Source organism: Streptomyces sp. NBC_01549 (assembly GCF_026339955.1).
Lineage (GTDB): Bacteria > Actinomycetota > Actinomycetes > Streptomycetales > Streptomycetaceae > Streptomyces.
Genome location: NZ_JAPEPW010000001.1, coordinates 1,981,294 through 2,006,014, shown reverse-complemented (window position 1 = coordinate 2,006,014; position 24,721 = coordinate 1,981,294). Strand labels below are relative to the sequence as shown.

Genomic DNA, 24,721 nt, shown 5'->3' with positions numbered 1-24,721 from the left:
GCCGAACCCTGATATCGGCCCTGACGGAGGCGGGGGGAGCCGTTCGAGCACCGGTCCGCCGAAGATCAGGGGAGTCTCGGGGGTCGACCCTGATGCTCCCGCCTTCCGGCCGTGTGAACATCGATGGCATGCCGGAAGCCGCAGCAGTGCCCCTCGACGACCCGCGACCCCCGCGCAAGCTCTACCGCAGCAGCGACGGACGCTGGCTCGGGGGCGTGGCGCGAGGGCTCGCCGGGCATCTCGGGCTGCCCGTGATCTGGGTGCGGCTGGTGTTCGCCGGCCTGTTCATGGCGGACGGCCTCGGGGCGCTGCTCTATGCCGCCTTCTGGTTCTTCGTGCCGCTCGGCGTCGGCGGCGTCGACTCGGGGCGCACCCCGGCCTTCACCACCGAGACCGCCTCCGACGGTCGCCGCAGACTCGTGGCCCGCAAGCCGGACCGGGGCCAGATCGTCGCCCTGCTCCTCATGGTCGTCGTGGCCATGGTCTTCGTCGGCAATGTGAATCTCGGCGGTGGGGCGAGGGCCTATCTCTGGCCGACCGTTCTCGTCGGCGCGGGCGTTGCCCTGGTCTGGCGCCAGGCGGACAACGCGCGCCGGGCCCGTTGGGTGGAGGTCGGCCGTCGTCGTCGTACGCTCACGCTGCTGCGCTCCGCGGCCGGTGTCCTGCTCGTCACCGCGGGCGTCTCCGGGATATTCGTGCTCCAGGGCTCGGCAGCCCATCTCGGTTCCGTTCTCCAGGCGGCACTCGCGGTCCTGGTCGGCACAGCGCTCCTCGCCGGCCCCTATCTCGTGCGCATGACCCAGGACCTCTCCGAGGAGCGCCTGATGCGTATCCGCGCCCAGGAGCGGGCCGAGGTCGCCGCCCATGTCCACGACTCGGTGCTGCACACCCTGACCCTGATCCAGCGCAACGCGGAGAACGCGAACGAGGTGCGACGGCTCGCCCGAGCTCAGGAGCGCGACCTGCGCGCCTGGCTCTACAAACCGGAGGGCACCGGCAAGGACGAGGCGGACGAGCCCGCGACCCTGGCCGAGGCGGTCCGGCGCAACGCGGCCGAGGTGGAGGACAAGCACGGTGTCCCCATCGAGGTCGTCGTCGTGGGCGACTGCCCGCTCGACGAGGGCCTGACCGCACAGATGCAGGCCGCGCGGGAAGCGATGGTGAACGCCGCCAAGTACGGTGGCGAGGGCGGCGCCGTACAGGTCTACGCCGAAGTCGAGGGCAGGACGGTCTTCGTGTCCGTCCGCGACCGTGGTCCCGGCTTCGACCTCGAGGGGATACCCGCCGACCGCATGGGCGTTAGAGAATCGATCATCGGCCGCATGGAGCGCAACGGCGGCACGGCGCGACTGCGCGCGGTGCCGGACGGCGGCACGGAGGTCGAGCTGGAGATGGAAAGGGCGGAGAAGACGTCATGAGCGACGCGAACGGACCGACCGGGCAGACCCCGGCATCGAACGGGCCGGAGGACGCCTCCGTGAGTACGGCCGGGGCCGAGTCGGCCACGGGGCCGGCCACCGAGCCTGTCGCCGGTGCGGGCGCGGCCTCTGCCGGGGGAGGACGTCGTGTGCGGGTCGTGCTCGTCGACGACCACCGCATGTTCCGTACGGGAGTGCAGGCCGAGATCGGAGAGACCGAGCGGACCGGCGTCGAGGTGGTCGGCGAGGCCGCGGACGTCGACCAGGCGGTCACGGTCATCACGGCCACCCGGCCCGAGGTCGTCCTGCTCGACGTCCATCTGCCGGGCGGCGGCGGTGTCGAAGTGCTGCGCCGCTGTGCCCCGTTGATGTCCGACGCCCAGCAGCCGGTCCGTTTCCTCGCGCTCTCCGTGTCCGACGCCGCGGAGGACGTCATCGGTGTGATCCGCGGCGGCGCCCGAGGATATGTCACCAAGACCATCACCGGCACGGACCTGGTGGACTCCATCTTCCGAGTCCAGGACGGCGACGCGGTCTTCTCGCCCCGCCTGGCGGGATTCGTCCTGGACGCGTTCGCCTCCACCGACGCCCCGCCCGTCGACGAGGACCTCGACCGCCTCACCCAGCGCGAGCGCGAGGTCCTGCGCCTCATCGCCCGCGGTTACGCCTACAAGGAGATCGCCAAGCAGCTGTTCATCTCGGTGAAGACCGTCGAGTCGCACGTCTCGGCGGTCCTGCGCAAGCTCCAGCTCTCCAACCGGCACGAGCTGACCCGATGGGCGACGGCTCGCCGGCTGGTCTAGCCGATCGCGTCGCACGCGTTCACGTCCTCGCGCCCGCGCTGGATGACGTCCGCTGAACCCGCCGGAGGCGACCGGTGCCTACCGGTGTTCCGCGTCGGGCGCCGGGCCCAGTATCCGTAGCGCCCAGCGGTAGTGGCGTACGGCCTTCACGATGCCGATGAGGCCGGTCAGCCACAGGATCAGGCCGATACCCATGCCCTGGACGACATCGCTGTACAGGGCATGGCCGGGCTCGGCCCGCGCGGCCGCCGCGAAGGACGTCCAGGCGCCGATCGCGCAGACGCCGAGCGAGGAGAGCAGCCAGAAGAGGCTGAGGCCGGGGGAGCGGAGCCGGGAGTCGGTCGCGGGGTGCCGGTCCAATGCGGACCAGGCGTCGAGCAGTCGGTGTATGTGATGGTCCCGGCGGACGGAGAGGGCGACGGCGACGACGGTCGGGGCGAGCGCGGCCAGGCCCAGCAGGGCGAAGAGCGGGCCCAGGACGAAACCGGTGGGGTCGCGCTGCTCGAGCTGTCGCAGCGGCAGCACCAGCAGGGCCCAGCCGACGATCGCCGCGAGCGCGAGCAGCCAGAGCAGCAGCACCCGGTGCACCCCGAGGCTGCGCCTGCGCAGCTCCTCCAGCGCCCGACCCCGGTCGGCCAGTAGCGCGGCGCGGTCCGGCCAGGTCCTGATGTGCGCGGGCGGCGGCGGAGGCGGCAGCAGGGAGCCGGGCATCAGAACCTCTCGGACGACGGAGCGGCGCCGGAACGACGGCGGAGCGATGAGGGAACGGCGGCGGAACGACGAGGGAAACAGCGTCCGCGTCGACGCTACCGTGATCCACTTCTCCGTCCGCACCACACCGCGGTCACTCCCGTGTCTTTCACGCCACTCGGGTGGCCCCCGCGAACGGCATCTCGTCGACCGGCGCCAGGCGTACGGGCGCCGACGGGTTCGGGGCGTGGATCATCTGGCCGTTTCCCACGTAGATGCCCACATGACTGATTCCCGAGTAGAAGAACACCAGGTCACCGGGGAGGAGTTCGGACCGTGAGATCCGGCGTCCGGCGTTGATCTGGGCGTACGTCGTGCGTGGCAGCGAGATGCCCGCGGCGCGGTAGGCGGCCTGGGCCAGGCCCGAGCAGTCGAAGGCGTCGGGCCCGGTGGCGCCCCAGACGTAGGGGCTGCCGAGCTTCCCGTAGGCGTACGCGACGGCCTCCGCCGCACGGGAGTTGGGGGCCGCGACGGAGCCGGGCGACGACACCGGGCCGAGGTCCCGCGGAGCGGACCGCGACGCGCGCTGCCCGGCGCTTCCCGTGCTTCCGGCGCCCCTGGCCGCTCCCGGGTCCCCGAGCTGTGCGCGCTGCTCGTCGGTGAGCCGCGACAGCAGTTGCCGCGCCGCGTCCAGCTTTCCGTTGATCGTCTTCTTGGCGCTCTTCAGCTCCGTCTGGCGCGACTTGAGCGAGGCCAGCTCGACATGCGCGGCTCCGCGCAGCTGCTCGATCTCCCGCAGCTGCTTGCGCACCCGGGCCACGGCCTCCGCCTGCCTGCTGCCGGCCCGCTCGGCGAACGCGGCCCCTTCCAGATACTGGTCGGGGTTGTCGGAGAGCGCGAGTTGCAGGGCGGGGTCCAGGCCCCCGCTGCGGTACTGGGCGGCGGCGATCGAACCCAGTGCGTCGCGCGCCGTGTTGAGCCGGTCCTCCTTGCGCGCCGCCTCGTCGCGCAGCGCGTTCAGCCGCTGCTCGGCCTTGTGGGCCTTGTCCTTCGCGCCGTCGTACTTCTGGGTGGCGACCTCGGCCTCCTCGTACAACTTGTCCACCTTGGCCTTCACCTGTGCCGGCGACAGCTGCGGGTCCGCGTGCCCCGTCCCGTCGAAGCCCGTTGCCGTGGCCGCGCCCGCGAGGGCGATGGTCACGGCTGTGCGGGCCGTGTTTCCACCGAGCGAGCGCTGTCTGGGCTTTCGGTGCGCTGCCACGAGGGCCCACATCCTTCCCGGGGACTTGCGTACGACCGCCGGGGACGAGCGCGGTCAGCGGGGGACACGTCCGGCGGCGGCCCCCACAGGGGGAGCGGGCCGCCGCCGGACCTTTCTCGGCGGTGGTGTCCGGCTGCCGCCCCTGGCCAGGGCGGCGGTGGGGAGCCGGTCACCTGGTGGAGGACGCTAAACCTGAGAGTGACGCCCCGGAGACGCTATGTACGGAACTGGCGCCACTGGATCGCGGAGTGACCGCATGTGACCGTGATCCCGGCCCGGCGCCGTCGACTTCACGCGGTGTGATGACCGATGGGGCGGTTCCGGGACAGTCGGTGGTTCCCAGGTGGTACGGGTCTACAGGGGGAGGGCCGGTGACAAGTGGGGTCAGGGTCGCCGATTAGGCTCCGGCTCCATGGACGTACTCATCCATTTCTTCGTCGGCCTGCACATCATCGGCATCGCGGCGCTGCTCGGCGGTTTCCTCACCCAGATGAAGGCGATGGGCCAGGGCACGGCCCGGTTCGTCCCCGGCATGCTGCACGGCGCGCTGACCATGCTGGTCACCGGCGTGATCCTGGTCGGCCTCAACCAGGCCGACGATCAGCACGTCAACACCATCAAGATCGGCGTCAAGCTCGCCCTGCTGATCGTGATCCTCGGCCTCGTCTATGTGAAGCGGGACGAGGAGAAGGTCGACAAGAGCCAGTTCGGCGTGGTGGGGCTGCTCACCATGGCGAACATCTTCATCGCGGTTCTGTGGACGTGATCGCGGCCGTGGCGGCGACGTAGTACCGGACCGTCCCCGCGGCGACCACCAGCCACGCCGCCACCGCGATCCACAGCATCACCTGCCCGGGCGTCCTGAGCCCCGGGACGTCCATGGCGGTGCCCACGGACAGTGTGGTCGCCGCCGTCATCCCCAACGGGAACACGGTCGACCAGCGGCGCACGTCGAAGCGCAGCCGCGGCCAGACGACTTCGGCGGCCAGCAGGACGACGTACCAGGCCAGGTCGAGCACCAGCAGCGCCACGGTCACGGCACGCAGCACGCTCCTGTCGTCGAAGTTCCACAGGTACAGGTTCGCGCTGTCCGCGGAGATCAGCTTCGCCCCGGCCAGCGCCGACACGGACAGCGCACCGCCGACGATCCAGTGGTCCCCGGCCCCGGTGATCACCTGCCGCCATTCGAAACGGGCCAGCGCGAACCCGTAGAGGACCAGCCCGAGCCAGAACAACGCCAGCGCCGCGTGCGCGAGCCAGGCCGTCGACTCGGCCGCGGCGATCGTGGCCGCCGTCACGGCGAGCGACTCTGTGGCCACACAGCCGAGGAACACGGTCCCCGGCATACGCCCCCGCCACTGCCGTGTGACCCGCACGAGCAGCCCCGGCCACAGCACCGTGGCCAGCGCCAGCAGCGCCTCGGCCACGGTCTGCCGGCCCGCCACCGAGAACCGGGTTCCGAGCACGGCGGTCGCGGCGACGGCGGTCAGCGAACCGGGCGTCCCCGCCTCCGCGAGCCACCTCTCCCGCTCCCACAGCAGTCGTAAGGTGAAGGACACGGCCAGTCCCAGCCAGACGGCGCAGGCCACCGCGAAGGCGATGCGGGACAGCACCTCGTACCCCGTGAGATGCAGGGCGACCGACACGATGCCGGTCGCCATCACGACGGCCCCGGCCGCCGGCGGACGCTGCGCCCACCAGGCGCGGAAGGGGGAGGTGCGAGACATGGGCCGATGCTAAGGAGCCGTGCCGGTGCCGACGGCGGGCCACGCGCGCGTGGGCCTCAAAAACACCTGCACGCGCGCGTAGGGCTCGAAAAACAGCCACACGCGCGCGTGCACCCGGAGAAATCGGCTCAGGATCCGCTCAGGATCAGCTCGGGCAATGCTCAGGAACAGCTCGGGAAACGCTCAGGCCGGCCGCACCACGCTGTGGATGATCGACTCGCCGCCGTAGAAGATCGACTCCTCGCGGACGTACGCACCCGGCTTGGGAGCGTGGATCATCATGCCGTTGCCGATGTAGAGGCCGACGTGGCTGATGTCGTCGTAGAAGAAGACGAGGTCACCGGGCTTGATGTCGGAGAGCGGGACCGTCGTGCCCGCGTTGACCTGGTCCCAGGTGGTACGCGGGAGATCGACGCCGGCGGCCTTCCAGGCGGCCTGGGTGAGGCCGGAGCAGTCGTAGGAGCCGGGCCCGGTCGCGCCCCAGACGTACGGCTTGCCGATCTGGGCGCGGGCGAAGGCGAGGGCCTTGTCGGCCTTGGCGGTGTACGAGGAGTCGGTGGCCGAACTCCCGGAGGTGCCGGTGGAACCAGTGGTCCCGGAGGTGCCGGTGGTCCCGGAGCCGGTCTGCTGCTGGGCGGCCGCCTCCTGGGCCTTCTTCTCCGCCGCGGCCTGCTGCTGGGCCAGCTCCGCCGCCTTGCGGTCGGCCGCTTCCTGCTTCTTCTTCTCGATCGCGGCGAGCCGCGCCTTCTCCTCGGCGGTCAGCTTCGAGAGCAGGTCGCGCGCCTCGGCGAGTTTGCGCTGGACGTCGGCCTTGGACGTCTTCAGCGCGCTTTGCGTCGTGGTGAGCGTCTGCAGGCTCTCTGAGGCCTCCGCGCGCTTCTTGGTGGTGGCGGCCTGCTCGGTGACGTAGTCGTCGACGGCCGCCTTCTGGCGGGTGGTCAGACGGTCCATCAGCTGGGTCTGGTCGAAGTAGTCCTGCGGATTGTCGGCCAGCAGGAGGCTCGCGGTGTCGGGGGCCGCGGCGCCGGTGCGGTACTGCGCCGCGGCGAACGAGCCCAGCTCCTCGCGCGCGGTGTTGAGCTTTTCGGTGCGCTGGGCCACGTCGTCGAGGAGAGAGGCGACGCGCTTGCGCTGCTGGGCCGTCTTCTCCCTGGTCGCGTTGTACTTCTCGGTCGCCGTCTCGGCCTGGTGGTAGAGGTCGTCGACCTTCTTCTCGACCTCTTCGACGCTCGGCTTGGAATCGGCCGAGGGCGCGGCGTTCGCCGTCTGGGAGAGCAGGGCCACGGAGGTGAGGGCCGCCGTGGCGAGGACGGGAGTCCGTATACCCGCTATGCGTGTACCTGTAGGACTCGACTTGCGATGCGACGCCAAGAGAGGCGACTCCTTCCGTCTTCCGCCTACCGAGTTAGCTGTCGGGTTCGGGCGGGTGCTTCCGGAAGGTTTGCCCTACGGTCCTTGCCCCAGAGGACAGTTGGACCGATTCACCCCAAGGTCGGTGGGTCCCCGGCTCCGGCTGCCACATGGGCGCACCGGACTCGGCGGAGGCCGCGCGGCCCGGCGACGTTCGCCGGTTGGGTCGAGCGGCCTGCCCGGCACGGTAGCCAACTCATAAGTGTTCTGTGAAGTTTGATGTGCGATATGCCCGATACATTTTCGTGACCTTGATCTCGGGGGTCATTGATCGTTGCTGACCGTATTGGATCGATCCTGAACGGTGACGGCGCCCCGTGCGGGAAAGAGATCATGCGCCGTCACGGAAAAACCGGTCGGGTTTCCGGGGTGGCCGCGGCTTGTCAGTGAGGCCGCCTAGACTCGGAGAGCGATGAGCAGCCTCTTTGATGACAGCTTTCTGGCGGACCTCCAGCCTTCCGGGGCCCACGAGGAAGAGCCCCCGCCGCCGCCCGAGGACGGGGCGCCGGAGCCGCTTCCGGACGACCTGTTCGGCGGCCGCTTCGACGCGCCCGCGAGCCGGGACACGTACTACCGCGACGGCGCGCACCGCCCCGCCGTGGATCCGGCGGCCCTGCTGGACGGGCTGAACGAGAACCAGCGCGCGGCCGTGGTGCACTCCGGCTCCCCGCTGCTCATCGTGGCCGGCGCGGGCTCCGGCAAGACGCGGGTGCTCACGCACCGCATCGCCCATCTTCTGGGCGAGCGCGATGTCCACCCCGGCCAGATCCTCGCGATCACCTTCACGAACAAGGCCGCGGGCGAGATGAAGGAGCGTGTCGAGCAGCTCGTCGGCCCGCGCGCGAACGCGATGTGGGTGATGACCTTCCACAGTGCGTGTGTGCGGATCCTGCGCCGCGAGAGCAAGCAGCTCGGCTTCACCTCCTCGTTCTCGATCTACGACGCCGCCGACAGTAAGCGGCTGATGGCGCTCGTCTGCCGTGACCTGGATCTCGATCCCAAGCGCTTCCCGCCCAAGTCCTTCAGCGCCAAGATCTCGAACCTGAAGAACGAGCTGATCGACGAGGAGGACTTCGCCGCCCAGGCAGCCGACGGCTTCGAGAAGACCCTCGCCCAGGCCTACGCGATGTACCAGTCGCGGCTGCGCGAGGCCAACGCGCTCGACTTCGACGACCTGATCATGACCACGGTCAACCTGTTGCGCGCCTTCCCGGACGTCGCCGAGCACTACCGGCGCCGCTTCCGTCACGTCCTGGTCGACGAGTACCAGGACACGAACCACGCGCAGTACGCCCTGGTCAGGGAGCTCGTCGGCCCGGCCGCCGGTGACCGGCCCGAGGACGTATCGCCCGCCGCGGGCGACCTCGAGCCCGCCGAGCTGTGCGTCGTGGGCGACGCCGACCAGTCGATCTATGCCTTCCGTGGCGCGACCATCCGCAACATCCTCCAGTTCGAGGAGGACTACCCGGACGCGACGACGATCCTGCTGGAGCAGAACTACCGCTCCACCCAGACGATCCTGTCCGCCGCCAACGCGGTCATCGAGCGCAACGAGTCCCGCCGCCCCAAGAACCTGTGGACCAACGCGGGTGCCGGTTCGAACATCACCGGTTATGTCGCCGACACCGAGCACGACGAGGCCCAGTTCGTCGCCGACGAGATAGACCGTCTCACCGACGCGGGCGAGGCCAGGGCGGGCGACGTCGCGGTCTTCTACCGGACGAACGCCCAGTCCCGTGTCTTCGAAGAGATCTTCATCCGCGTCGGCCTGCCCTACAAGGTCGTCGGCGGCGTCCGCTTCTACGAGCGCAAGGAGGTCCGGGACGTCCTCGCGTACCTCAGGGTCCTGGCCAACCCCGAGGACTCGGTCCCGCTGCGCCGCATTCTGAACGTTCCCAAGCGCGGCATCGGCGACCGCGCCGAGGCCATGATCGACGCGCTCTCGCAGCGCGAGAAGATCAGCTTCGCGCAGGCGCTGCGCCGCGTCGACGAGGCGTACGGGATGGCGGCGCGGTCGACGAACGCCGTGAAGCGGTTCAACACGCTCATGGAGGACCTCCGCACGATCGTCGAGTCCGGCGCGGGCCCGGCGACCGTCCTGGAGGCGGTCCTCGAGCGCACCGGCTACCTCGCCGAGCTGCAGGCCTCGACCGATCCGCAGGACGAGACCCGTATCGAGAACCTTCAGGAACTCGCCGCTGTGGCCCTGGAGTTCGAGCAGGAGACGGGCGAGGGCGAAGGTGAAGGCACGGGGGCGGCCGCTGGTGCGGCTGCGGCGTCGGGTGAGCTCTCCGCGTTCCTGGAGCGGGTCGCGCTCGTCGCCGACTCCGACCAGATCCCGGACGAGGAGGACGGCAACGGCGTCATCACCCTGATGACCCTCCATACGGCCAAGGGCCTGGAGTTCCCCGTCGTCTTCCTCACCGGCATGGAGGACGGCGTCTTTCCGCACATGCGCGCGCTGGGACAGGTCAAGGAACTGGAGGAGGAGCGGCGCCTCGCGTACGTCGGCATCACGCGCGCGCGGGAGCGGCTGTACCTCACCCGCTCGTCCATGCGCAGTGCCTGGGGCCAGCCCTCGTACAACCCGCCGTCCCGCTTCCTGGAGGAGATCCCGGAGACGCACCTGGAGTGGAAGCGCACCGGTGCGACCGCTCCCGTGTCCTCGGGGCCCGTCTCCGGTGTGGCCGCCTCGCTGTCGTCCTCGCGTTCGCGGTCCGCGGCGTCCGGTGCCTCCGGCTTCGCGACGCGCCGCGGGATCTCCGAGAAGCCGGTGGTCTCGCTGGCGGTCGGCGACCGGGTCACCCACGACCAGTTCGGGCTGGGCACCGTGGTCGGCGTGAAGGGGACGGGTGCGAACGCGGAGGCGACGGTCGACTTCGGCGAGGCGAAGCCGAAGCGGTTGCTGCTGCGGTACGCGCCGGTGGAGAAGCTGTAGTCCTACGGGGCGGCAGCGGGGAGCCCGGCGACGGCGTTCGGTCACGTCGTCGGGCGAGGGACCGGTGGGTTACGTCGGGTCCGAGGCCTCGTGGGTTACGTCGGGTCCAGGCCGTGGCTGCGCAGCCACGGCAGCGGGTCGATCGCCGAACCGCCCGCGGGGCGGACCTCGAAGTGCAGGTGCGGACCGGTCGAGTTGCCGGAGTTCCCGGAGAACGCGATCTGCTCACCGGCCTTCACGACCGTCCCCGACGGCACCTTGTAGCTGGAGAGGTGGCAGTACCAGGTCTCCGTGCCGTCCATCGCGGTGACGATCGCCATGTTCCCGTACGCGCTGTTCCACTGCGTCCGTACGGTGCCGTCCGTCGCGGCCATCACCGGCGTGCCGTACGACACCGGGAAGTCGATGCCCGTGTGCACGGACATCCAGTTGATGCCGGCCTGGCCGAAGTAGGCGCTGAGGCCCTTCTGCGTGACCGGAAGCACGAATTTTGGCCGTAGCCGCTCCTTGCGGGCCGCCTCCGCCGCCGCCTTCTGCTTCTCGGCGGCCTGCTGAGCTTTGAGGTCGATACGTTCCTGCGTCCGGCTGGCCCGGTCGGCGAAGTCGTCCGCGCCCGCCGAGAGGCTCTGGAGCTGGGTGTCCAGTTTGTTGTTGGCGGCCGACGGCTTCACCGCGGTCCCGTCGGACGCGCTGAGGGTCGTGTTGTCCTTGCTGTCGCTCCCGCCGATGGTGCCCACGGAGGCGGCGGCGATCCCCGCGACGCCCATCACACAGGCCGAGGGCACGGCGACGGTCAGCAAGGCGGAACGCTTCGCCGGGGTGCGCCGCCGGGAACGCGACGCGGACCGGTTCGCGGCACGGGGGGCCGGAATGACCTCTTCCATGTCCTCGAGCAGCGGCGCGTCCTGCGCGTCACCGGCGTCCTCGAACTCGCCCTCCGCAGCGCCGACTTCCTCGTACGACACCTGCTCGAAGGCCGAGGTCGCCTGCTGGTCGTCGACGTCGGACTCGGGCGCCTGCTGATGCTCGTAGGCCTCGGCGGCGATCTGCTGCTCGTACGACTCGGCCTGCTGGTGCTGCTCGTACCCGTCGTACGCATCGTGTTCGCCCGCGGTGTTCCACTGCGTGGCGTCGTACGAGCCCGTCTCCTGGGTGTGCGCGGTCCACTGCTGGGTCTGGCCGGTCTGTTCGGCCTGGAGCCAGGCGGCCGCGTCCCATTGGCCGGTGGCTTCGGGGCCCGGGTGCTGCGCGGGGATGTCGGCGAGCTGCTGGTAACCGCTCGCCCAGGCGGCCGTGTCGTAGGCGCCGGTGTCGTACGCGGCCTGGTGCTGTGCGGCGTACGGGTCGTAGTGCGGCGTCTGATGGCTGCCGGTGTTCCACTGCGTGGCGTCGTACGAACCCGTGCCGTCGCCGCCCGACATGTCGCCGAAGAGGGGGTCGGCCGCGAAGGTCGACGTCTGGAAACCAGTGGTCTCGAAGCTTCCGGTCGCATATGTACCGGTGGAGGTGTAGCCGTCGTACGTGGTGAGGTCGCCGTACTGGGTTTCCTGGCCACCGTACGACCCATAGGGCGCCTCGGCGGCATCGGAGGCCGGAGCCGGGGGCGTTACGGTCCCCGACGGGTGACGGTCGTTCACCAACTTCTCTTTCGCCTCGACAACAGGGGCTGGCAGAGCAGTGCGGCGACTGTACCCGGCGGTACGCGGGCGCGACAATCTTCGGCAGGTTTCCTCCACTCGGGAAACGGGCATTCGGCCGTGTTTCGGGGGAGGGCGGGCACGGCTTTGGCCTGGCGTTCGATTGTCGTTCGATGTCGGGGGCGCTCCGTGGAGGCATTACGCCACTGTCAGACCCCCGGTTTCGGCGGCGGGCGCGGCGGTGGGACGGGCCCGCGTCTCCTCGAAGTCGAGTGCCTGCCGTATTCCGGCGGCGACCGCGGGATGGACCGGCAGGGCGAGATGTCCGATACCGCTCACTTGGACGCTCTGTGCGAGCAGGTCCGGGTGATCGATGGAGGCGGTCTCCAGCGGGTCCATCAGATGGTCGAGGTCGCTCCAGAAGCTCACGAACTGCGTACGGCAGTCCGGCGCCGGCTTGCGCAGCTCCTCGATCACCTTGGAGCCCGGTCGCATCTGACGGACGATCGGGTGCGCGTTCATCAGCGGAACGACCTTCGTGCCCGCGTGCGGAGTGCCGAGCGTGACAAGGGTGCGGACGCGCAGGTCCCCGCCGAGGCGCTGGACGTAGTAGCGGGCTATCAGTCCGCCGAGGCTGTGGCCCACTATGTCCACCTGATCATGCCCGGTGCGCTCGCAGATGTCCTCTATGTGCCGCCCGAGCAGCTCCGCGGCGGTGCGGATGTCGTTCGTCAGCGGCGAGTAGTTGAGCGACTCGATGTGCTGCCTGCCGTGCTGGGTGAGGTTGCGGCGCAGCAGCACGAAGACCGAACGGTTGTCGATGAAGCCGTGCAGCAGCACGACCGGCGGCTTGGTCCCGGTGGGCAGCCGGGGCGCGTCGGGCGGTGGGAGCGCGGGGGCGCCGCGGCGCTCCTGGGTGATGCCGGACGGATAGAGGAGGAGGTGCCCGGCGAGGATGGCGATCTCCAGGGCCGTCGCCTTCAACAGGGCCACCGAGAGTCCGGTCAGTCTGCTGGGCAGCAGACGCTGACGCAGCGGGAGAAAGGGCAACTGGGCCCCGGTGACCTTCATGGCCGACCTCCAGTCGGCACGCGGCGGGACCGCTCTGTCCCCCGTGTGCCCTCGTGGAAAGCCGCGGTGGTGGTGCCGGTGGCGATGGCGTGGGCGGTGGCCGACGGTGCGTCCGTGGCGCGTGGTGCGCCGGTGACGCGACGGGATTCCCTGCCGTCGTGCTCCCGCCGGTGCGCCGCACCGCCGCCGCGCGTCCCTGGCGCGACGGTGGTACCGCCACCTGCTGGCGGCTTTCCTTGCGCAGGCTCCAGTCGCGGTCCGCGCGTCGCAGATCCCTGCGGCGCGTGTGCCGCAGAGTCGCGGAGCGGTGCGCGGCGAATGTGTCCCACCGTGTGATTTCCCCCTCGCTCTTCAGCGGGAAACTGCGGTTTGCACGGATCTGACGATAACGTTCGTTCACTTCCCCGGCCGGTGCGGCGCGGGGCGGTCGATGTAGTCCGTTCATGGAGGCAGTGATGGGTGTGGCAGCCGGTCCGATCCGCGTGGTGGTGGCCAAGCCGGGGCTCGACGGCCACGATCGCGGGGCAAAGGTGATCGCGCGGGCGCTGCGCGACGCCGGTATGGAGGTCATCTACACCGGGCTTCACCAGACCCCGGAGCAGATCGTCGACACCGCGATCCAGGAGGACGCCGACGCGATCGGCCTGTCGATCCTCTCCGGCGCCCACAACACGCTGTTCGCCGCCGTCATCGATCTCCTCAAGGAGCGCGACGCGGAGGACATCAAGGTCTTCGGCGGCGGGATCATCCCCGAGGCGGACATCGCGCCGCTCAAGGAGAAAGGCGTCGCCGAGATCTTCACGCCGGGCGCGACGACCGCGTCGATCGTGGAGTGGGTACGGGCGAACGTGCGCCAGCCGACGGGCGCGTAGCGCCTCTCCGACGGGGGAGCGGTCCCCAAGGCCCGTGGGGCGGCTGCGGGTGGGTGGGGCCTGGTCGCGCGGTTCCCCGCGCCCCTCAAGGGGCGCTCCTGTCAGCGCGGGCCCGCACCATCCAGCTCCGAGGACATCACCGCGCGCAGACGCAGTGTGGTGACGAGGCGCTGGAAAGCCTCCGCCCAGTAGCCACCCGCGCCGGGCGCCGCGTTCTCCGGCTCGTCGGCCACCGCCGTGAGTCCCTCCAGCCGACCCGCCTCCGCAGGATCCAGACACCGCTCGGCCAGCCCCATCACGCCACTGAAACTCCACGGATAACTCCCCGCGTCCCGCGCGATATTGAGCGCGTCGACCACCGCCCGTCCCAGGGGCCCCGCCCACGGCACCGCACAGACCCCGAGCAGCTGGAACGCCTCGGACAACCCGTGCGTGGCGATGAACCCCGCCACCCACTCGGCCCGCTCGGCGGCGCCCAACGTGGCGAGCAGCTTCGACCGCTCCGCCAGCGACACCGCCCCCGGCCCGCCGGCCTCCGGAGCCGACGGCGCGCCGAGGAGCGCCCGGGACCACCCCGGGGCCCGCTGCCGTACCGCTGCCCGGCACCACGCGGCATGCAGCTCGCCCTGCCAGTCGTCCGCCACCGGAAGCGCCACGATCTCCTCCGGCGTACGTCCGCCGAGCCGCCGCGACCAGGTCCCGAGCGACGCTGATTCGACCAACTGTCCAAGCCACCATGACCGTTCCCCTCGTCCCGCCGGAGCCTTCGGTACAACACCGTCGCGCTCCATGCTCGCGTCGCACTCGTGCGGCGCCTCGACGACGATCGAGGGCGCGCCCCGCGTACGGTCGACGGCCACGCACGAACCGGCCCGCGCCGCCATCCGCGCGGCGAGCGCCGAACCGGGCAGCGCGGACAGCAGCTCCGCCGCGGTGGCCCGGACGTTGCGGCTCCGGTCGGCGAGCGCCCGCTCCAGGAACGGTTCGTCCGCCGCGCACAGCCCGGAGCGCAGGGAGTCGAGGAACATCAACCGGTCCTCGGCCCGCTCGGTCGCCCAGGTGGTGGCGAGCAGCTCGCGCGCGGCCGTGGGGTCCTGGGCCCGTATCGACGTGAGCAGCGCGACGCGCTCGGCGAAGAGGCCCTCCTGCCAGAGCTGTTGCGCGCGACCGGGGTCCTCGGGGCCGGGCAGCGCGGTGCCGCCGCCGGGCAGCGAACGCAGTGCGAAGCGCCAGTCCGGATTCAGCCGGGCGAGCCACAGGGCACGCGGCCCGGCGAAGGCCAGGGCCGCAGGCCGCAGGTCCGTACGGCCCCGGGCCGCGTCGAGGAGCGCGGGCAGTGCTTCCGGGGGCGGTGCGAAACCCCGCGCGTTCGCCAGCGCGAGCCACTGCGGCAGCAGCTCCATGAGGTCGGGTGCCGTGCCTCTGCGGCCGCCGCCTCCCGCGCCGGGCCGGTCCGCCAGCAGCGTCACGAGTCGGCGCGCCGCGGCGGGCGGGAGGGCGGGGCGTGGGTCGGGTGCGGCGGGCTCGGGCCGGGCGGCCGCCCGAGCGGCCCGCACCCCGGCCCGCCGCCGCAGGGTCTCCACGGCTGCCGCGTCCAGCAGGGCCACCGGTGCCGCACGCCCGGCGACCCAGGCCGGAGGGGGGCGCCGCTCGGTCCCGAGCAGGGCCGTCGTGACGAGCTCCTCCCAGGAACCCCCGACGGGCGCGCCCGCGGCAGCGGAGGTCGTGTTCATGAGCGTCCTTTCCGAGGAGAGGTGGAGCCGGAGGCCGTGCCGGAGGTGCGGGTGGTTTCAGTGGTGCGGGTGGTGGCGGTGGTTCCAGCGGTGTGAATGGTGCGAATGGTGCGAGTGGTGCCGGTGGTCAGCACAGCGACACCGGCTCTCCGTCGCCCTCCGGCCAGGCCGTCAGGGGAGTGAAGCCGCGGTGGCCGCACTCTCCGAAGACCGTGACGGGCGCGCCGCCGGAGAGGGCGGCGAGGCGCCACAGGCCGGGACGGGAGAGAGGGGAAGGGGCGATCGGGAGTCCGAAGTCGCCGTCGGCGTCCGCGAGTTGCCAGGTGTCACCGTCGGGGGTGGGTATCACCCGGGCCAGCGTGACCGGGTGGAAGTCGAGCCAGGGGTCGGCCCGCAGGGCTTCGCCGAAGCGGGCCGCGGCCTCGGGAGTGGTCAGCCCCGGTGGACGGATGCGCGTGGGGGCGGGTGGCGTGAACCGCTCGCCCAGAGCCACCCGGAGCTGTCCGGCGCCCGGGTAGGCGGTCACCTCCGCCTCGAAGGCCAGTCCCACCGGCAGCGTCAGCTCCGGCGCACGGCCGGCGGCCCCATAGGAGAGGAGCAGCGCGGTGCGGTCGGTCTGCGCGCCGTACAGCCAGATCCTGCGGGTCGTGAGCCGGGTGTCCGCCGTGTCGTACTGGGCGAGCACCAGCCAGCGGTCACGCACCGGCGGCCCGTCCGCCGAACCGGGCAGCCCCACCCGCGAGCGAACCGTCGCCGCCAGGTCGTCCGGAAGCCGCTCACGGCGCAGCCAGCCCTGGTCGAGGAGGTGGAGCAGCGCGCACTCCTCCAGCAGCCGCACCGGCCAGCCGGGTCCGGAGGAGGGAATCGCCCCCAATTCCCTGACCCGCGCGGCCAGTCCGGGCGCCTGCGCGTCGACCATGCGAGCCGCCGTCTCCTCCCACATCCCGTAGCCCGCCCGCTCGGCCGACGCGAGGCCGCCCCGCAGCAGATCCGCCAACCGCTGCTCCAGCTCCGCCGCCCCCGCGGTGATCCGCTCGGCCCGCCGCTCCGCCCTGCGCCGCGCCGCCTCGGGATCGCCCGGTGACGCCGTCCCAGATGCCCCGCCCGTCGTCCCCTTCTCCGCCGCTCGCTCGCGTCTCCCCTCTATCCACCGCTCCGCCCAGTCCGGCGCCCGCCCCCGCGACACCGAACCGTCCTCGCCCGCCCAGAGCAGCAGCAGTCCCAACGCGTGCTTGCACGGGAACTTCCGACTCGGACAACTGCACGTGTACGCGGGCCCGGTGGAGTCCGCGATGTCGATGACCGTCTGATAAGGCCTGCTGCCACTTCCCCTGCACAGTCCCCATACCGTCCCCTCGTCAGAACTGCCTGCCTCCGACCACGGCCCGGCCGCGCCGAGCTTGCTGCCCGCCGTACGTGACGCGACATCAGGCGCCAGTGCCAGCACCTGATCCGCCGTCCAGCGCACCCCCTGCTGAGTCATGTCATCGAAGGTAGGTCCCGCCACTGACAATCGGCCTTCGCGAGCGTATTTGCGCAGGTCAGAGCGCATTGTCAGTGGCGTGGTGCACGGTGGAACCAGATCCGAACCGGCCGAGCTGGAGGGGGAGCGAGCCATGTCCGTGCCCGTTGAGTCCGCTGAACCGACGACCGTCCGTCCGCCCGTGAGCGAGGGCATGGGCGAGGGCGTGAGCGAGAGTGCGGGCGAGGCACTGCGGCCACATGCCGAGCACGCCTTCGCGGCCGAACTCACCGCGCTGGCCGCGCAGGACGACCGGCCGCGCCCCGCCCGCTGGCGGCTGTCGCCATGGGCGGTGGCGACCTATCTGCTGGGCGGCACGCTGCCGGACGGCACGGTGATCACACCGAAGTACGTGGGACCGCGGCGCATCGTCGAGGTCGCCGTCACCACGCTCGCCACCGACCGCGCGCTGCTCCTGCTCGGCGTGCCCGGTACGGCCAAGACCTGGGTGTCCGAGCACCTGGCCGCGGCGGTCAGCGGCGACTCGACCTTGCTGGTGCAGGGCACGGCCGGCACACCGGAGGAGGCGATCCGCTACGGCTGGAACTACGCGCAGCTGCTCGCGCACGGCCCCAGCCGGGACGCGCTCGTGCCGAGCCCGGTCATGCGGGCCATGGCCGAGGGCATGACGGCCCGCGTCGAGGAGTTGACCCGCATCCCGGCGGACGTGCAGGACACGTTGATTACGATCTTGTCGGAAAAGGTCCTGCCGATGCCGGAGTTGGGCCAGGAGGTGCAGGCCGTCCGCGGCTTCAACGTGATCGCCACCGCCAACGACCGCGACCGCGGGGTGAACGAGCTGTCCAGCGCCCTGCGCCGCCGCTTCAACACGGTGGTGCTGCCCCTGCCGGAGAGCGCGGACGCCGAGGTCGACATCGTCTCGCGGCGTGTCGACCAGATCGGCCGCTCGCTCGACCTGCCCGCCGTACCCGAGGGCATCGACGAGATCCGCCGTGTCGTCACCGTCTTCCGCGAGCTGCGCGACGGGGTCACGGCCGACGGGCGGACGAAGCTGAAGTCGCCCAGCGGCACACTGTCCACCGCCGAGGCGATCTCCGTCGTCACGGGCGGCCTCGCTCTGGCGGCCCACTTCGGCGACGGTGTCCTGCGCGCGTCCGACGTGGCGGCCGGCATCCTCGGCGCCGTCGTCCGCGATCCGGCCGCCGACCGAGTCATCTGGCAGGAGTACCTGGAGGCGGTCGTCCGCGAGCGGGACGGCTGGAAGGACTTCTACCGGGCCTGCCGGGAGGTGAGCGCATGACGACCTCCACGGCGGGGCCGTTGCTGCTGGGGGTGCGGCATCACGGCCCGGGGTCGGCCCGCGCCGTGCGGGCCGCACTGGAGGCGGCGACGCCCGAGGTCGTACTGATCGAGGGACCCCCGGAGGCGGACGCGCTCATCCCGCTCGCCGCCGAGAAGGACATGCGTCCTCCCGTCGCGCTCCTCGCCCATGTCGTGGACGAGCCCGGCCGCTCCGCCTTCTGGCCGCTGGCCGAGTTCTCCCCCGAGTGGGTGGCGATCCGGTGGGCCCTGGAGCACGGAGTCCCGGCCCGCTTCATCGACCTCCCGGCGACCCACACGCTGGCGTGGGGGAAGGAAGAGGACAAGGAGGCAGGTGCATCCGACCGTCCCGTCGGCGCGGATGCGCGGATCGACCCCGTGGCCGTACTCGCGGAGACGGCGGGTTACGACGATCCCGAGCGCTGGTGGGAGGACGTGGTCGAGCACCGGGGCGGGGCCGGGAGCGGGACCGGGACCGAGGCCGACCCGTTCGCGCCGTTCACCGCGCTCGAGGAGGCGATGGGGGCGTTGCGGGAGGTCTACGGGGTCGGGGGACACGACCGGGACCTGGTGCGCGAGGCGTACATGCGGCTCCAGGTGCGGGCGGCGCAGCGGGAGTTCGGGGACGGGGCGGCCGTGGTGTGCGGGGCCTGGCACGTGCCGGCGCTGCGGCGAAGGACCACGGTGGCCGCCGATCGGGCGCTGCTCAAGGGGCTGCCCAAGGCCAAGGTCGACATGACGTGGGTGCCGTGGACGCACCGACGGCTGTCGCGGGTCAGTGGGTACGGCGCGGGCATCGACTCGCCGGGTTGGTACGGGCATCTGTTCGCCGCCCCGGACCGTCCCGTCGAGCGCTGGATGACGAAGGTGGCGCGGCTGCTGCGCGACGATGACCGCATGGTGTCGTCCGCGCACGTCATCGAGGCGGTACGACTGGCCGACACCCTCGCCGCGATGCGAGGTCGCCCGCTGCCCGGGCTGACCGAGACCACCGATGCCGTACGGGCCGTGATGTGCGAGGGCTCGGACGTGCCGCTGGGGCTCGTGCACGACCGGCTCGTGGTCGGCGCTGTGCTGGGCGAGGTGCCTCAGGCCGCCCCCGCGGTGCCGTTGCAGCGCGACCTCGCGCGTGTGCAGAAGCGGCTGCGGCTCAAACCAGAGCCGCTGGAGCGGGAGTTGGAGCTGGATCTGCGGGGCGAGACCGACGCCGGGCGGAGCAGACTCCTGCACCGGCTGCGGCTGCTCGGCATCGCCTGGGGCGAACCCACCGCCTCGCGCGGCAGCACCGGCACCTTCCGGGAGACCTGGCGGCTGCGCTGGGAGCCGGAGCTGTATGTGCGGGTCGCCGAGGCCGGGGTCTGGGGTACGACGGTGCTGTCGGCGGCGACCGGCAAGGCCGAGGCCGACGCCGTCGCCGCGCACGCCCTGGCCGACGTCACGGCGCTGGCCGAGCGCTGTCTGCTCGCCGAACTCCCTGACGCGCTGCCCGTGGTGATGCGGGTCCTCGCCGACCGGGCGGCGCTGGACGCGGATGTCGGCCACCTCGCCCAGGCCCTGCCCGCGCTCGTCCGCTCCCTGCGGTACGGCGATGTGCGCGGCACGGACACACACGCCCTCACGGACGTCGCCGTGGGCCTCGCCGAGCGGATCTTCGTCGGGCTGCCACCGGCCTGCGCGGCCCTGGACGCCGAGGCCGCCGAGCACATGCGACGCCATGTGGACGCGGTGCACGGCGCGGTGGGCTTGTTGGGGGAACCGGGCGCGGTGTCCTCCGGAGGGATACGCGAGCGCTGGCACTCCGTACTCCGGGTGCTGAGCGGACGGGACACCGTGCCGGGGGTGATCCGTGGGCGGGCGGTACGACTGCTACTGGACGACGGGGAGTTGGAGCAGGACGAGGCCGCGCGGCTCATGGGGCTCGTGCTGTCGCCGGGTACGGAGCCGGGGGACGCGGCCGCGTGGGTCGAGGGGTTCGTCGGCGGTGGCTCCGGGGGCGGGATGCTGCTCGTGCACGACGAGCGGCTGCTCGCTCTGGTGGACGCGTGGCTGACCGGGGTGCCGGCGGAGGCGTTCACCGATGTGCTGCCGCTGCTGCGGCGCACGTTCTCGGCGTACGAGGCCGGGGTGCGCAGAACGCTGGGCGAGCTGGTCCGGCGCGGCCCGGGGGCGCGGGGGAGCGCCGAGGTCGCCGCCTCCGGCATACCCGGGTTCGCTCCCGACCTCGACCCCGAGCGCGCCGACGCGGTCCTGCCGGTGCTGAGCCTGCTGCTGGGGCTGGACGAGTCCTACGACGACGACTTTGCGGGGGTGGCCCGATGACAGCGACACCTGGGGAAGCGACCGGATCGACCGGATCGACCGGAACCAAGGACACCACCAACGCCACCGACACCACCAACGCCACTGAGATCACCGACGAGCGGTTGCGGCGGTGGCGGCTCGTGCTCGGGGGCGAGGAGGCGGACGGCACCGGATGCGTGCTCGCGGGGCAGGACGCGGCGATGGACGGGGCGCTCACCGCGTTGTACGGGAAGGACGGCCAGGGGCGGTCGGGGCGGGACCGTTCGGCGGGGCTCGGGGCGTCGGCGCCGTCCGTCGCGCGCTGGCTCGGTGACATCCGGACGTACTTCCCCTCGTCCGTCGTGCAGGTGATGCAGCGGGACGCCATCGACCGGCTCGGGCTGTCCACCCTGCTCCTTGAGCCCGAGATGCTGGAGGCGGTAGAGGCCGATGTGCACCTGGTCGGCACGCTGCTCTCCCTCAACAAGGTCATGCCGGAGACGACGAAGGAAACGGCACGGGCCGTCGTGCGCAAGGTGGTCGAGGATCTGGAGAAGCGGCTCGCCAGCCGTACCCGGGCCACCCTCACCGGCGCCCTCGACCGCAGTACGCGCGTCAGCAGACCCCGTCACCAGGACATCGACTGGAACCGCACGATCGCGGCGAACCTGAAGCACTACCTGCCCGAGTACCGCACGATCGTGCCCGAGCGGCTGATCGGCTACGGGCGTGCTGCGCAGTCCGTGAAGAAGGAGGTCATCCTCTGTATCGACCAGTCGGGATCGATGGCGGCGTCCGTCGTCTACGCGTCCGTGTTCGGTGCCGTCCTCGCGTCGATGCGGTCCATCGCCACCCGGCTCGTCGTCTTCGACACGGCCGTCGTCGACCTGACCGACCAGCTCGATGACCCGGTCGACGTCCTCTTCGGCACCCAGTTGGGCGGCGGTACGGACATCAACAGGGCACTCGCGTACTGCCAGTCGCAGATCACCCGGCCCGCCGACACGGTGGTCGTGCTCATCAGTGACCTCTACGAAGGGGGCATACGCGACGAGATGCTCAAGCGGGTCGCGGCGATGAAGGCGTCGGGGGTGCAGTTCGTGACGCTGCTGGCGCTGTCCGACGAAGGGGCGCCCGCGTACGACCGCGAGCATGCGGCGGCGCTCGCGGCGCTGGACGCACCGGCGTTCGCCTGTACGCCCGACCTGTTTCCCGAGGTGATGGCGGCGGCGATCGAGAAGCGCCCGCTCCCGATACCGGACACCGCGTGAGGAGATGCGAGGAGACGTGAGGAGAGGTGCGGGGAGCGGGCGCAGGCGGCGGACGGGAGTGTCATGCCCTCGTCGCACCCGGCCGTGCGGCGTGGGGACGCTGGGCCCGTCGTTCCCGCGTACTACGGGCCCGCCCGCGTCGGTGCGGACGTCGACGGTGTCGCCGTGCGCGGCGAGCACCGGGACGTGGCGCAGGGACCCCCCGATATCGAACTGACGTTTAGACGCGGAACGGCTCTGCTCCGCCGTTCGGACCTGCTCCGGTCGGTCGTGGCGGGTGCCGGAGGCAGTGCCACCTGTTTGGCCTATGGCGTGGCCGAGTCCGCTGCCGACCGACCGACTCCGCGGGGCCACGGCCCCGGACGGCCGAAATCCATCGGCCGTGTCCGACCGAAACCCGCGGATGGGGAGGGTGGTCCCCATGGGGGTGGGGACCGCCCTCCCTGGGCCCCTTGGGGGCTGTTCGAGGGGCCTCACCAGGCAAACCCCAGCCTGGTGAGGCCCTGTGAAGGCCAAATCTGTGACAGGTATCACCGCTCAGGTGTGACCTGCGATTTAGGGACCCACGTCCTGCGGCGATAACCTGCGAGACGGACATGCCGCGCGCTCGGACACCGTGTGCGCCACCCTTGTGACAGCGGACGTCACGTTGCCCTTCGCGGCACGCCCACGCATCCAACGAACCGCGAGATCACTGATAGGGACGGACGCGCGTGGACCTGTTCGAGTACCAGGCGAGGGACCTCTTCGCCAAGCACGGTGTACCGGTGCTGGCCGGTGAAGTCATTGACACGCCTGAGGCAGCCCGCGAGGCGACCGAGCGTCTTGGCGGCAAGTCCGTCGTCAAGGCTCAGGTGAAGGTCGGTGGCCGCGGGAAAGCCGGCGGCGTCAAGCTCGCCGCCACCCCGGACGAGGCCGTCGCCCGCGCGACGGACATCCTCGGCATGGACATCAAGGGCCACACGGTCCACAAGGCGATGATCGCCGAGACCGCGCCCGAGATCGCCGAGGAGTACTACGTCTCGTACCTCCTCGACCGCACCAACCGCACCTTCCTCGCCATGGCGTCCGTCCAGGGCGGCGTGGAGATCGAGGTCGTCGCGGAGGAGAACCCCGAGGCCCTCGCGAAGGTCCCGGTCGACGCCAACGAGGGCGTCTCGATCGAGAAGGCCCGCGAGATCGTCGCCCAGGCGAAGTTCCCGGCCGAGGTCGCGGAGCAGGTCGCCGAGATCCTGGTGACGCTGTGGGACACCTTCATCAAGGAGGACGCCCTCCTTGTCGAGGTGAACCCGCTCGCCAAGGTCGCCGACGGCCGCGTCATCGCGCTCGACGGCAAGGTGTCGCTGGACGAGAACGCCGAGTTCCGTCAGCCGGACCACGAGGCGCTCGTCGACCACGCGGCGGCCAACCCGCTCGAGGCCGCCGCCAAGGCCAAGAACCTCAACTACGTCAAGCTCGACGGCGAGGTCGGCATCATCGGCAACGGCGCGGGTCTCGTCATGAGCACCCTGGACGTCGTCGCGTACGCCGGTGAGAACCACGGTGGCGTCAAGCCCGCCAACTTCCTCGACATCGGTGGCGGCGCCTCCGCCGCGGTGATGGCGAACGGCCTGGAGATCATCCTCGGCGACCCGGACGTCAAGTCCGTCTTCGTCAATGTCTTCGGTGGCATCACCGCCTGTGACGAGGTCGCCAACGGCATCGTCCAGGCGCTCCAGCTGCTCAAGGACAAGGGCGAGGAAGTCACCAAGCCGCTGGTCGTGCGTCTGGACGGCAACAACGCCGAGCTGGGTCGCAAGATCCTGTCGGACGCCAACCACCCGCTGGTCCAGCGTGTGGACACCATGGACGGCGCGGCCGACAAGGCCGCCGAGCTCGCGGCTGCGAAGTAAGGGACGAGGGAAACAACCGCCATGGCTATCTTCCTCAACAAGGACAGCAAGGTCATCGTCCAGGGCATGACCGGTGCCACGGGCATGAAGCACACCAAGCTCATGCTGGCCGACGGCACGAACATCGTCGGTGGCGTGAACCCGCGCAAGGCGGGCACGTCCGTCGACATCGACGGCACCGAGATCCCGGTCTTCGGCACGGTCGCCGAGGCCATGGAGAAGACGGGCGCCAACGTGTCCGTCCTCTTCGTGCCGCCGGCGTTCGCCAAGGCCGCCGTCGTCGAGGCGATCGACGCGGAGATCCCCCTCGCGGTCGTCATCACCGAGGGCATCGCCGTCCACGACTCCGCCGCCTTCTGGGCGTACGCGAAGTCGAAGGGCAACAAGACCCGCATCATCGGCCCGAACTGCCCCGGTCTCATCACCCCGGGCCAGTCGAACGCCGGCATCATCCCGGGCGACATCACGAAGCCGGGCCGCATCGGCCTGGTCTCCAAGTCCGGCACGCTGACGTACCAGATGATGTACGAGCTCCGTGACATCGGCTTCTCGTCCGCCGTCGGCATCGGTGGCGACCCGGTCATCGGCACGACGCACATCGACGCGCTCGCCGCGTTCGAGGCCGACCCCGACACCGACCTGATCGTGATGATCGGCGAGATCGGTGGCGACGCCGAGGAGCGTGCGGCGGACTTCATCGCGAAGAACGTGACGAAGCCGGTCGTCGGTTACGTCGCCGGCTTCACCGCGCCCGAGGGCAAGACCATGGGCCACGCCGGCGCCATCGTCTCCGGCTCCTCCGGCACGGCCGCCGCGAAGAAGGAGGCCCTCGAGGCCGCCGGCGTCAAGGTCGGCAAGACGCCGACCGAGACGGCGAAGCTGGCCCGCGAGATCCTCGCCGGCTGACCTTCACCA

The 24,721-nt window shown here is 71.1% G+C and carries 18 protein-coding genes and 1 riboswitch; of the genes, 10 read left to right on the top strand and 8 right to left on the bottom strand.

The genetic code is table 11. From position 1 onward, the window contains the following. The first annotated feature begins 92 nt into the window (after positions 1 to 92). Positions 93 to 1,418 carry an ATP-binding protein gene (locus tag OG819_RS08635; RefSeq protein ID WP_266648789.1) on the top strand — a complete coding sequence of 442 codons (1,326 nt, stop codon included), beginning with the start codon at positions 93 to 95 and terminating at the stop codon, positions 1,416 to 1,418. After that, positions 1,415 to 2,221 carry a response regulator transcription factor gene (locus OG819_RS08630; RefSeq protein ID WP_266627700.1) on the top strand — a complete coding sequence of 269 codons (807 nt, stop codon included), beginning with the start codon at positions 1,415 to 1,417 and terminating at the stop codon, positions 2,219 to 2,221. Before OG819_RS08635 ends, OG819_RS08630 begins: the two co-directional genes overlap by 4 nt. Positions 2,222 to 2,299: 78 nt before the next feature. Here OG819_RS08630 and OG819_RS08625 read toward each other — a convergent pair whose 3' ends face one another. Together OG819_RS08625 and OG819_RS08620 are read right to left on the bottom strand one after the other, a co-directional pair. After that, positions 2,300 to 3,058, bottom strand: coding sequence for a hypothetical protein (locus OG819_RS08625; protein ID WP_266648788.1), 759 nt, complete (start codon positions 3,056 to 3,058; stop codon positions 2,300 to 2,302). A 22-nt stretch (positions 3,059 to 3,080) separates the two neighbouring features. After that, positions 3,081 to 4,172 (bottom strand): C40 family peptidase, encoded by a 1,092-nt coding sequence (locus OG819_RS08620; protein WP_266648786.1) that lies wholly within the window; start codon positions 4,170 to 4,172, stop codon positions 3,081 to 3,083. Positions 4,173 to 4,584: 412 nt separating this feature from the next. On the opposite strand from OG819_RS08620, the gene OG819_RS08615 reads away from it, so the two are divergent. Continuing rightward, complete coding sequence (locus OG819_RS08615) at positions 4,585 to 4,938, top strand: hypothetical protein (RefSeq protein WP_266436984.1); 354 nt, start codon at positions 4,585 to 4,587, stop codon at positions 4,936 to 4,938. On the opposite strand, the gene OG819_RS08610 is transcribed toward OG819_RS08615, so the two are convergent. Beyond that, positions 4,916 to 5,899 (bottom strand): tellurite resistance/C4-dicarboxylate transporter family protein, encoded by a 984-nt coding sequence (locus OG819_RS08610; protein WP_266627730.1) that lies wholly within the window; start codon positions 5,897 to 5,899, stop codon positions 4,916 to 4,918. The two genes, OG819_RS08615 and OG819_RS08610, sit on opposite strands and share 23 nt — an antisense overlap. 183 nt (positions 5,900 to 6,082) lie before the next feature. Next, the gene (locus OG819_RS08605) at positions 6,083 to 7,270 is read right to left on the bottom strand and encodes a C40 family peptidase (RefSeq protein ID WP_266648784.1); all 1,188 of its coding nucleotides are present in this window, start codon (positions 7,268 to 7,270) and stop codon (positions 6,083 to 6,085) included. Between the two features lie 7 nt (positions 7,271 to 7,277). After that, a riboswitch (cyclic di-AMP (ydaO/yuaA leader) is annotated at positions 7,278 to 7,450 on the bottom strand. Between the two features lie 271 nt (positions 7,451 to 7,721). On the opposite strand from OG819_RS08605, the gene pcrA reads away from it, so the two are divergent. Then, positions 7,722 to 10,247, top strand: coding sequence for a DNA helicase PcrA (gene pcrA, locus OG819_RS08600; protein ID WP_266648781.1), 2,526 nt, complete (start codon positions 7,722 to 7,724; stop codon positions 10,245 to 10,247). Positions 10,248 to 10,342: 95 nt separating this feature from the next. Here the strand turns inward: pcrA and OG819_RS08595 are convergent, their stop codons facing one another. Then, positions 10,343 to 11,884: a M23 family metallopeptidase gene (locus tag OG819_RS08595; RefSeq protein ID WP_266627735.1), complete on the bottom strand. Its 1,542-nt coding sequence runs from the start codon at positions 11,882 to 11,884 to the stop codon at positions 10,343 to 10,345. A gap of 198 nt (positions 11,885 to 12,082) precedes the next feature. Continuing rightward, on the bottom strand, positions 12,083 to 12,955 hold the full coding sequence (locus OG819_RS08590; protein WP_266648779.1) for an alpha/beta fold hydrolase: 873 nt from the start codon (positions 12,953 to 12,955) through the stop codon (positions 12,083 to 12,085). 455 nt (positions 12,956 to 13,410) lie between these two features. Here OG819_RS08590 and OG819_RS08585 point away from each other — a divergent pair, with 455 nt between their 5' ends. Beyond that, a complete protein-coding gene (locus tag OG819_RS08585) occupies positions 13,411 to 13,827 on the top strand; it encodes a cobalamin B12-binding domain-containing protein (protein WP_266436968.1) in 417 nt (138 codons plus the stop codon). A gap of 101 nt (positions 13,828 to 13,928) precedes the next feature. Here OG819_RS08585 and OG819_RS08580 read toward each other — a convergent pair whose 3' ends face one another. Both OG819_RS08580 and OG819_RS08575 read right to left on the bottom strand, forming a co-directional pair. Next, complete coding sequence (locus OG819_RS08580) at positions 13,929 to 15,560, bottom strand: DUF5691 domain-containing protein (protein ID WP_266648777.1); 1,632 nt, start codon at positions 15,558 to 15,560, stop codon at positions 13,929 to 13,931. Between the two features lie 127 nt (positions 15,561 to 15,687). Beyond that, on the bottom strand, positions 15,688 to 17,043 hold the full coding sequence (locus tag OG819_RS08575; RefSeq protein WP_266627741.1) for an SWIM zinc finger family protein: 1,356 nt from the start codon (positions 17,041 to 17,043) through the stop codon (positions 15,688 to 15,690). 133 nt (positions 17,044 to 17,176) lie between these two features. On the opposite strand from OG819_RS08575, the gene OG819_RS08570 reads away from it, so the two are divergent. The 5 genes from OG819_RS08570 (at position 17,177) to sucD (ending at position 24,712) form a co-directional block, all read left to right on the top strand. Continuing rightward, positions 17,177 to 18,343 carry an AAA family ATPase gene (locus tag OG819_RS08570; RefSeq protein WP_266648775.1) on the top strand — a complete coding sequence of 389 codons (1,167 nt, stop codon included), beginning with the start codon at positions 17,177 to 17,179 and terminating at the stop codon, positions 18,341 to 18,343. After that, the gene (locus OG819_RS08565) at positions 18,340 to 20,682 is read left to right on the top strand and encodes a DUF5682 family protein (RefSeq protein ID WP_266648773.1); all 2,343 of its coding nucleotides are present in this window, start codon (positions 18,340 to 18,342) and stop codon (positions 20,680 to 20,682) included. The genes OG819_RS08570 and OG819_RS08565 overlap by 4 nt, the downstream gene beginning before the upstream one ends. Next, positions 20,679 to 21,914 (top strand): VWA domain-containing protein, encoded by a 1,236-nt coding sequence (locus OG819_RS08560; protein WP_266648771.1) that lies wholly within the window; start codon positions 20,679 to 20,681, stop codon positions 21,912 to 21,914. The genes OG819_RS08565 and OG819_RS08560 overlap by 4 nt, the downstream gene beginning before the upstream one ends. A gap of 713 nt (positions 21,915 to 22,627) precedes the next feature. Beyond that, the gene (gene sucC / locus OG819_RS08555) at positions 22,628 to 23,806 is read left to right on the top strand and encodes an ADP-forming succinate--CoA ligase subunit beta (RefSeq protein ID WP_266627748.1); all 1,179 of its coding nucleotides are present in this window, start codon (positions 22,628 to 22,630) and stop codon (positions 23,804 to 23,806) included. Positions 23,807 to 23,827: 21 nt separating this feature from the next. Continuing rightward, positions 23,828 to 24,712 carry a succinate--CoA ligase subunit alpha gene (sucD, locus tag OG819_RS08550; RefSeq protein ID WP_060901445.1) on the top strand — a complete coding sequence of 295 codons (885 nt, stop codon included), beginning with the start codon at positions 23,828 to 23,830 and terminating at the stop codon, positions 24,710 to 24,712. The last annotated feature ends 9 nt before the right edge of the window (positions 24,713 to 24,721 follow it).

Coding starts and splice junctions, on each gene's coding strand:
- OG819_RS08585 (WP_266436968.1), top strand. CDS start 13,411: ATGGGTGTGGCAGCCGGTCCGATCCGCGTGGTGGTGGCCAAGCCGGGG.
- OG819_RS08630 (WP_266627700.1), top strand. CDS start 1,415: ATGAGCGACGCGAACGGACCGACCGGGCAGACCCCGGCATCGAACGGG.
- OG819_RS08560 (WP_266648771.1), top strand. CDS start 20,679: ATGACAGCGACACCTGGGGAAGCGACCGGATCGACCGGATCGACCGGA.
- sucD (WP_060901445.1), top strand. CDS start 23,828: ATGGCTATCTTCCTCAACAAGGACAGCAAGGTCATCGTCCAGGGCATG.
- OG819_RS08575 (WP_266627741.1), bottom strand. CDS start 17,043: ATGACTCAGCAGGGGGTGCGCTGGACGGCGGATCAGGTGCTGGCACTG.
- OG819_RS08610 (WP_266627730.1), bottom strand. CDS start 5,899: ATGTCTCGCACCTCCCCCTTCCGCGCCTGGTGGGCGCAGCGTCCGCCG.
- pcrA (WP_266648781.1), top strand. CDS start 7,722: ATGAGCAGCCTCTTTGATGACAGCTTTCTGGCGGACCTCCAGCCTTCC.
- OG819_RS08570 (WP_266648775.1), top strand. CDS start 17,177: ATGTCCGTGCCCGTTGAGTCCGCTGAACCGACGACCGTCCGTCCGCCC.
- OG819_RS08615 (WP_266436984.1), top strand. CDS start 4,585: ATGGACGTACTCATCCATTTCTTCGTCGGCCTGCACATCATCGGCATC.
- OG819_RS08580 (WP_266648777.1), bottom strand. CDS start 15,560: ATGAACACGACCTCCGCTGCCGCGGGCGCGCCCGTCGGGGGTTCCTGG.
- OG819_RS08565 (WP_266648773.1), top strand. CDS start 18,340: ATGACGACCTCCACGGCGGGGCCGTTGCTGCTGGGGGTGCGGCATCAC.
- OG819_RS08635 (WP_266648789.1), top strand. CDS start 93: ATGCTCCCGCCTTCCGGCCGTGTGAACATCGATGGCATGCCGGAAGCC.
- OG819_RS08590 (WP_266648779.1), bottom strand. CDS start 12,955: ATGAAGGTCACCGGGGCCCAGTTGCCCTTTCTCCCGCTGCGTCAGCGT.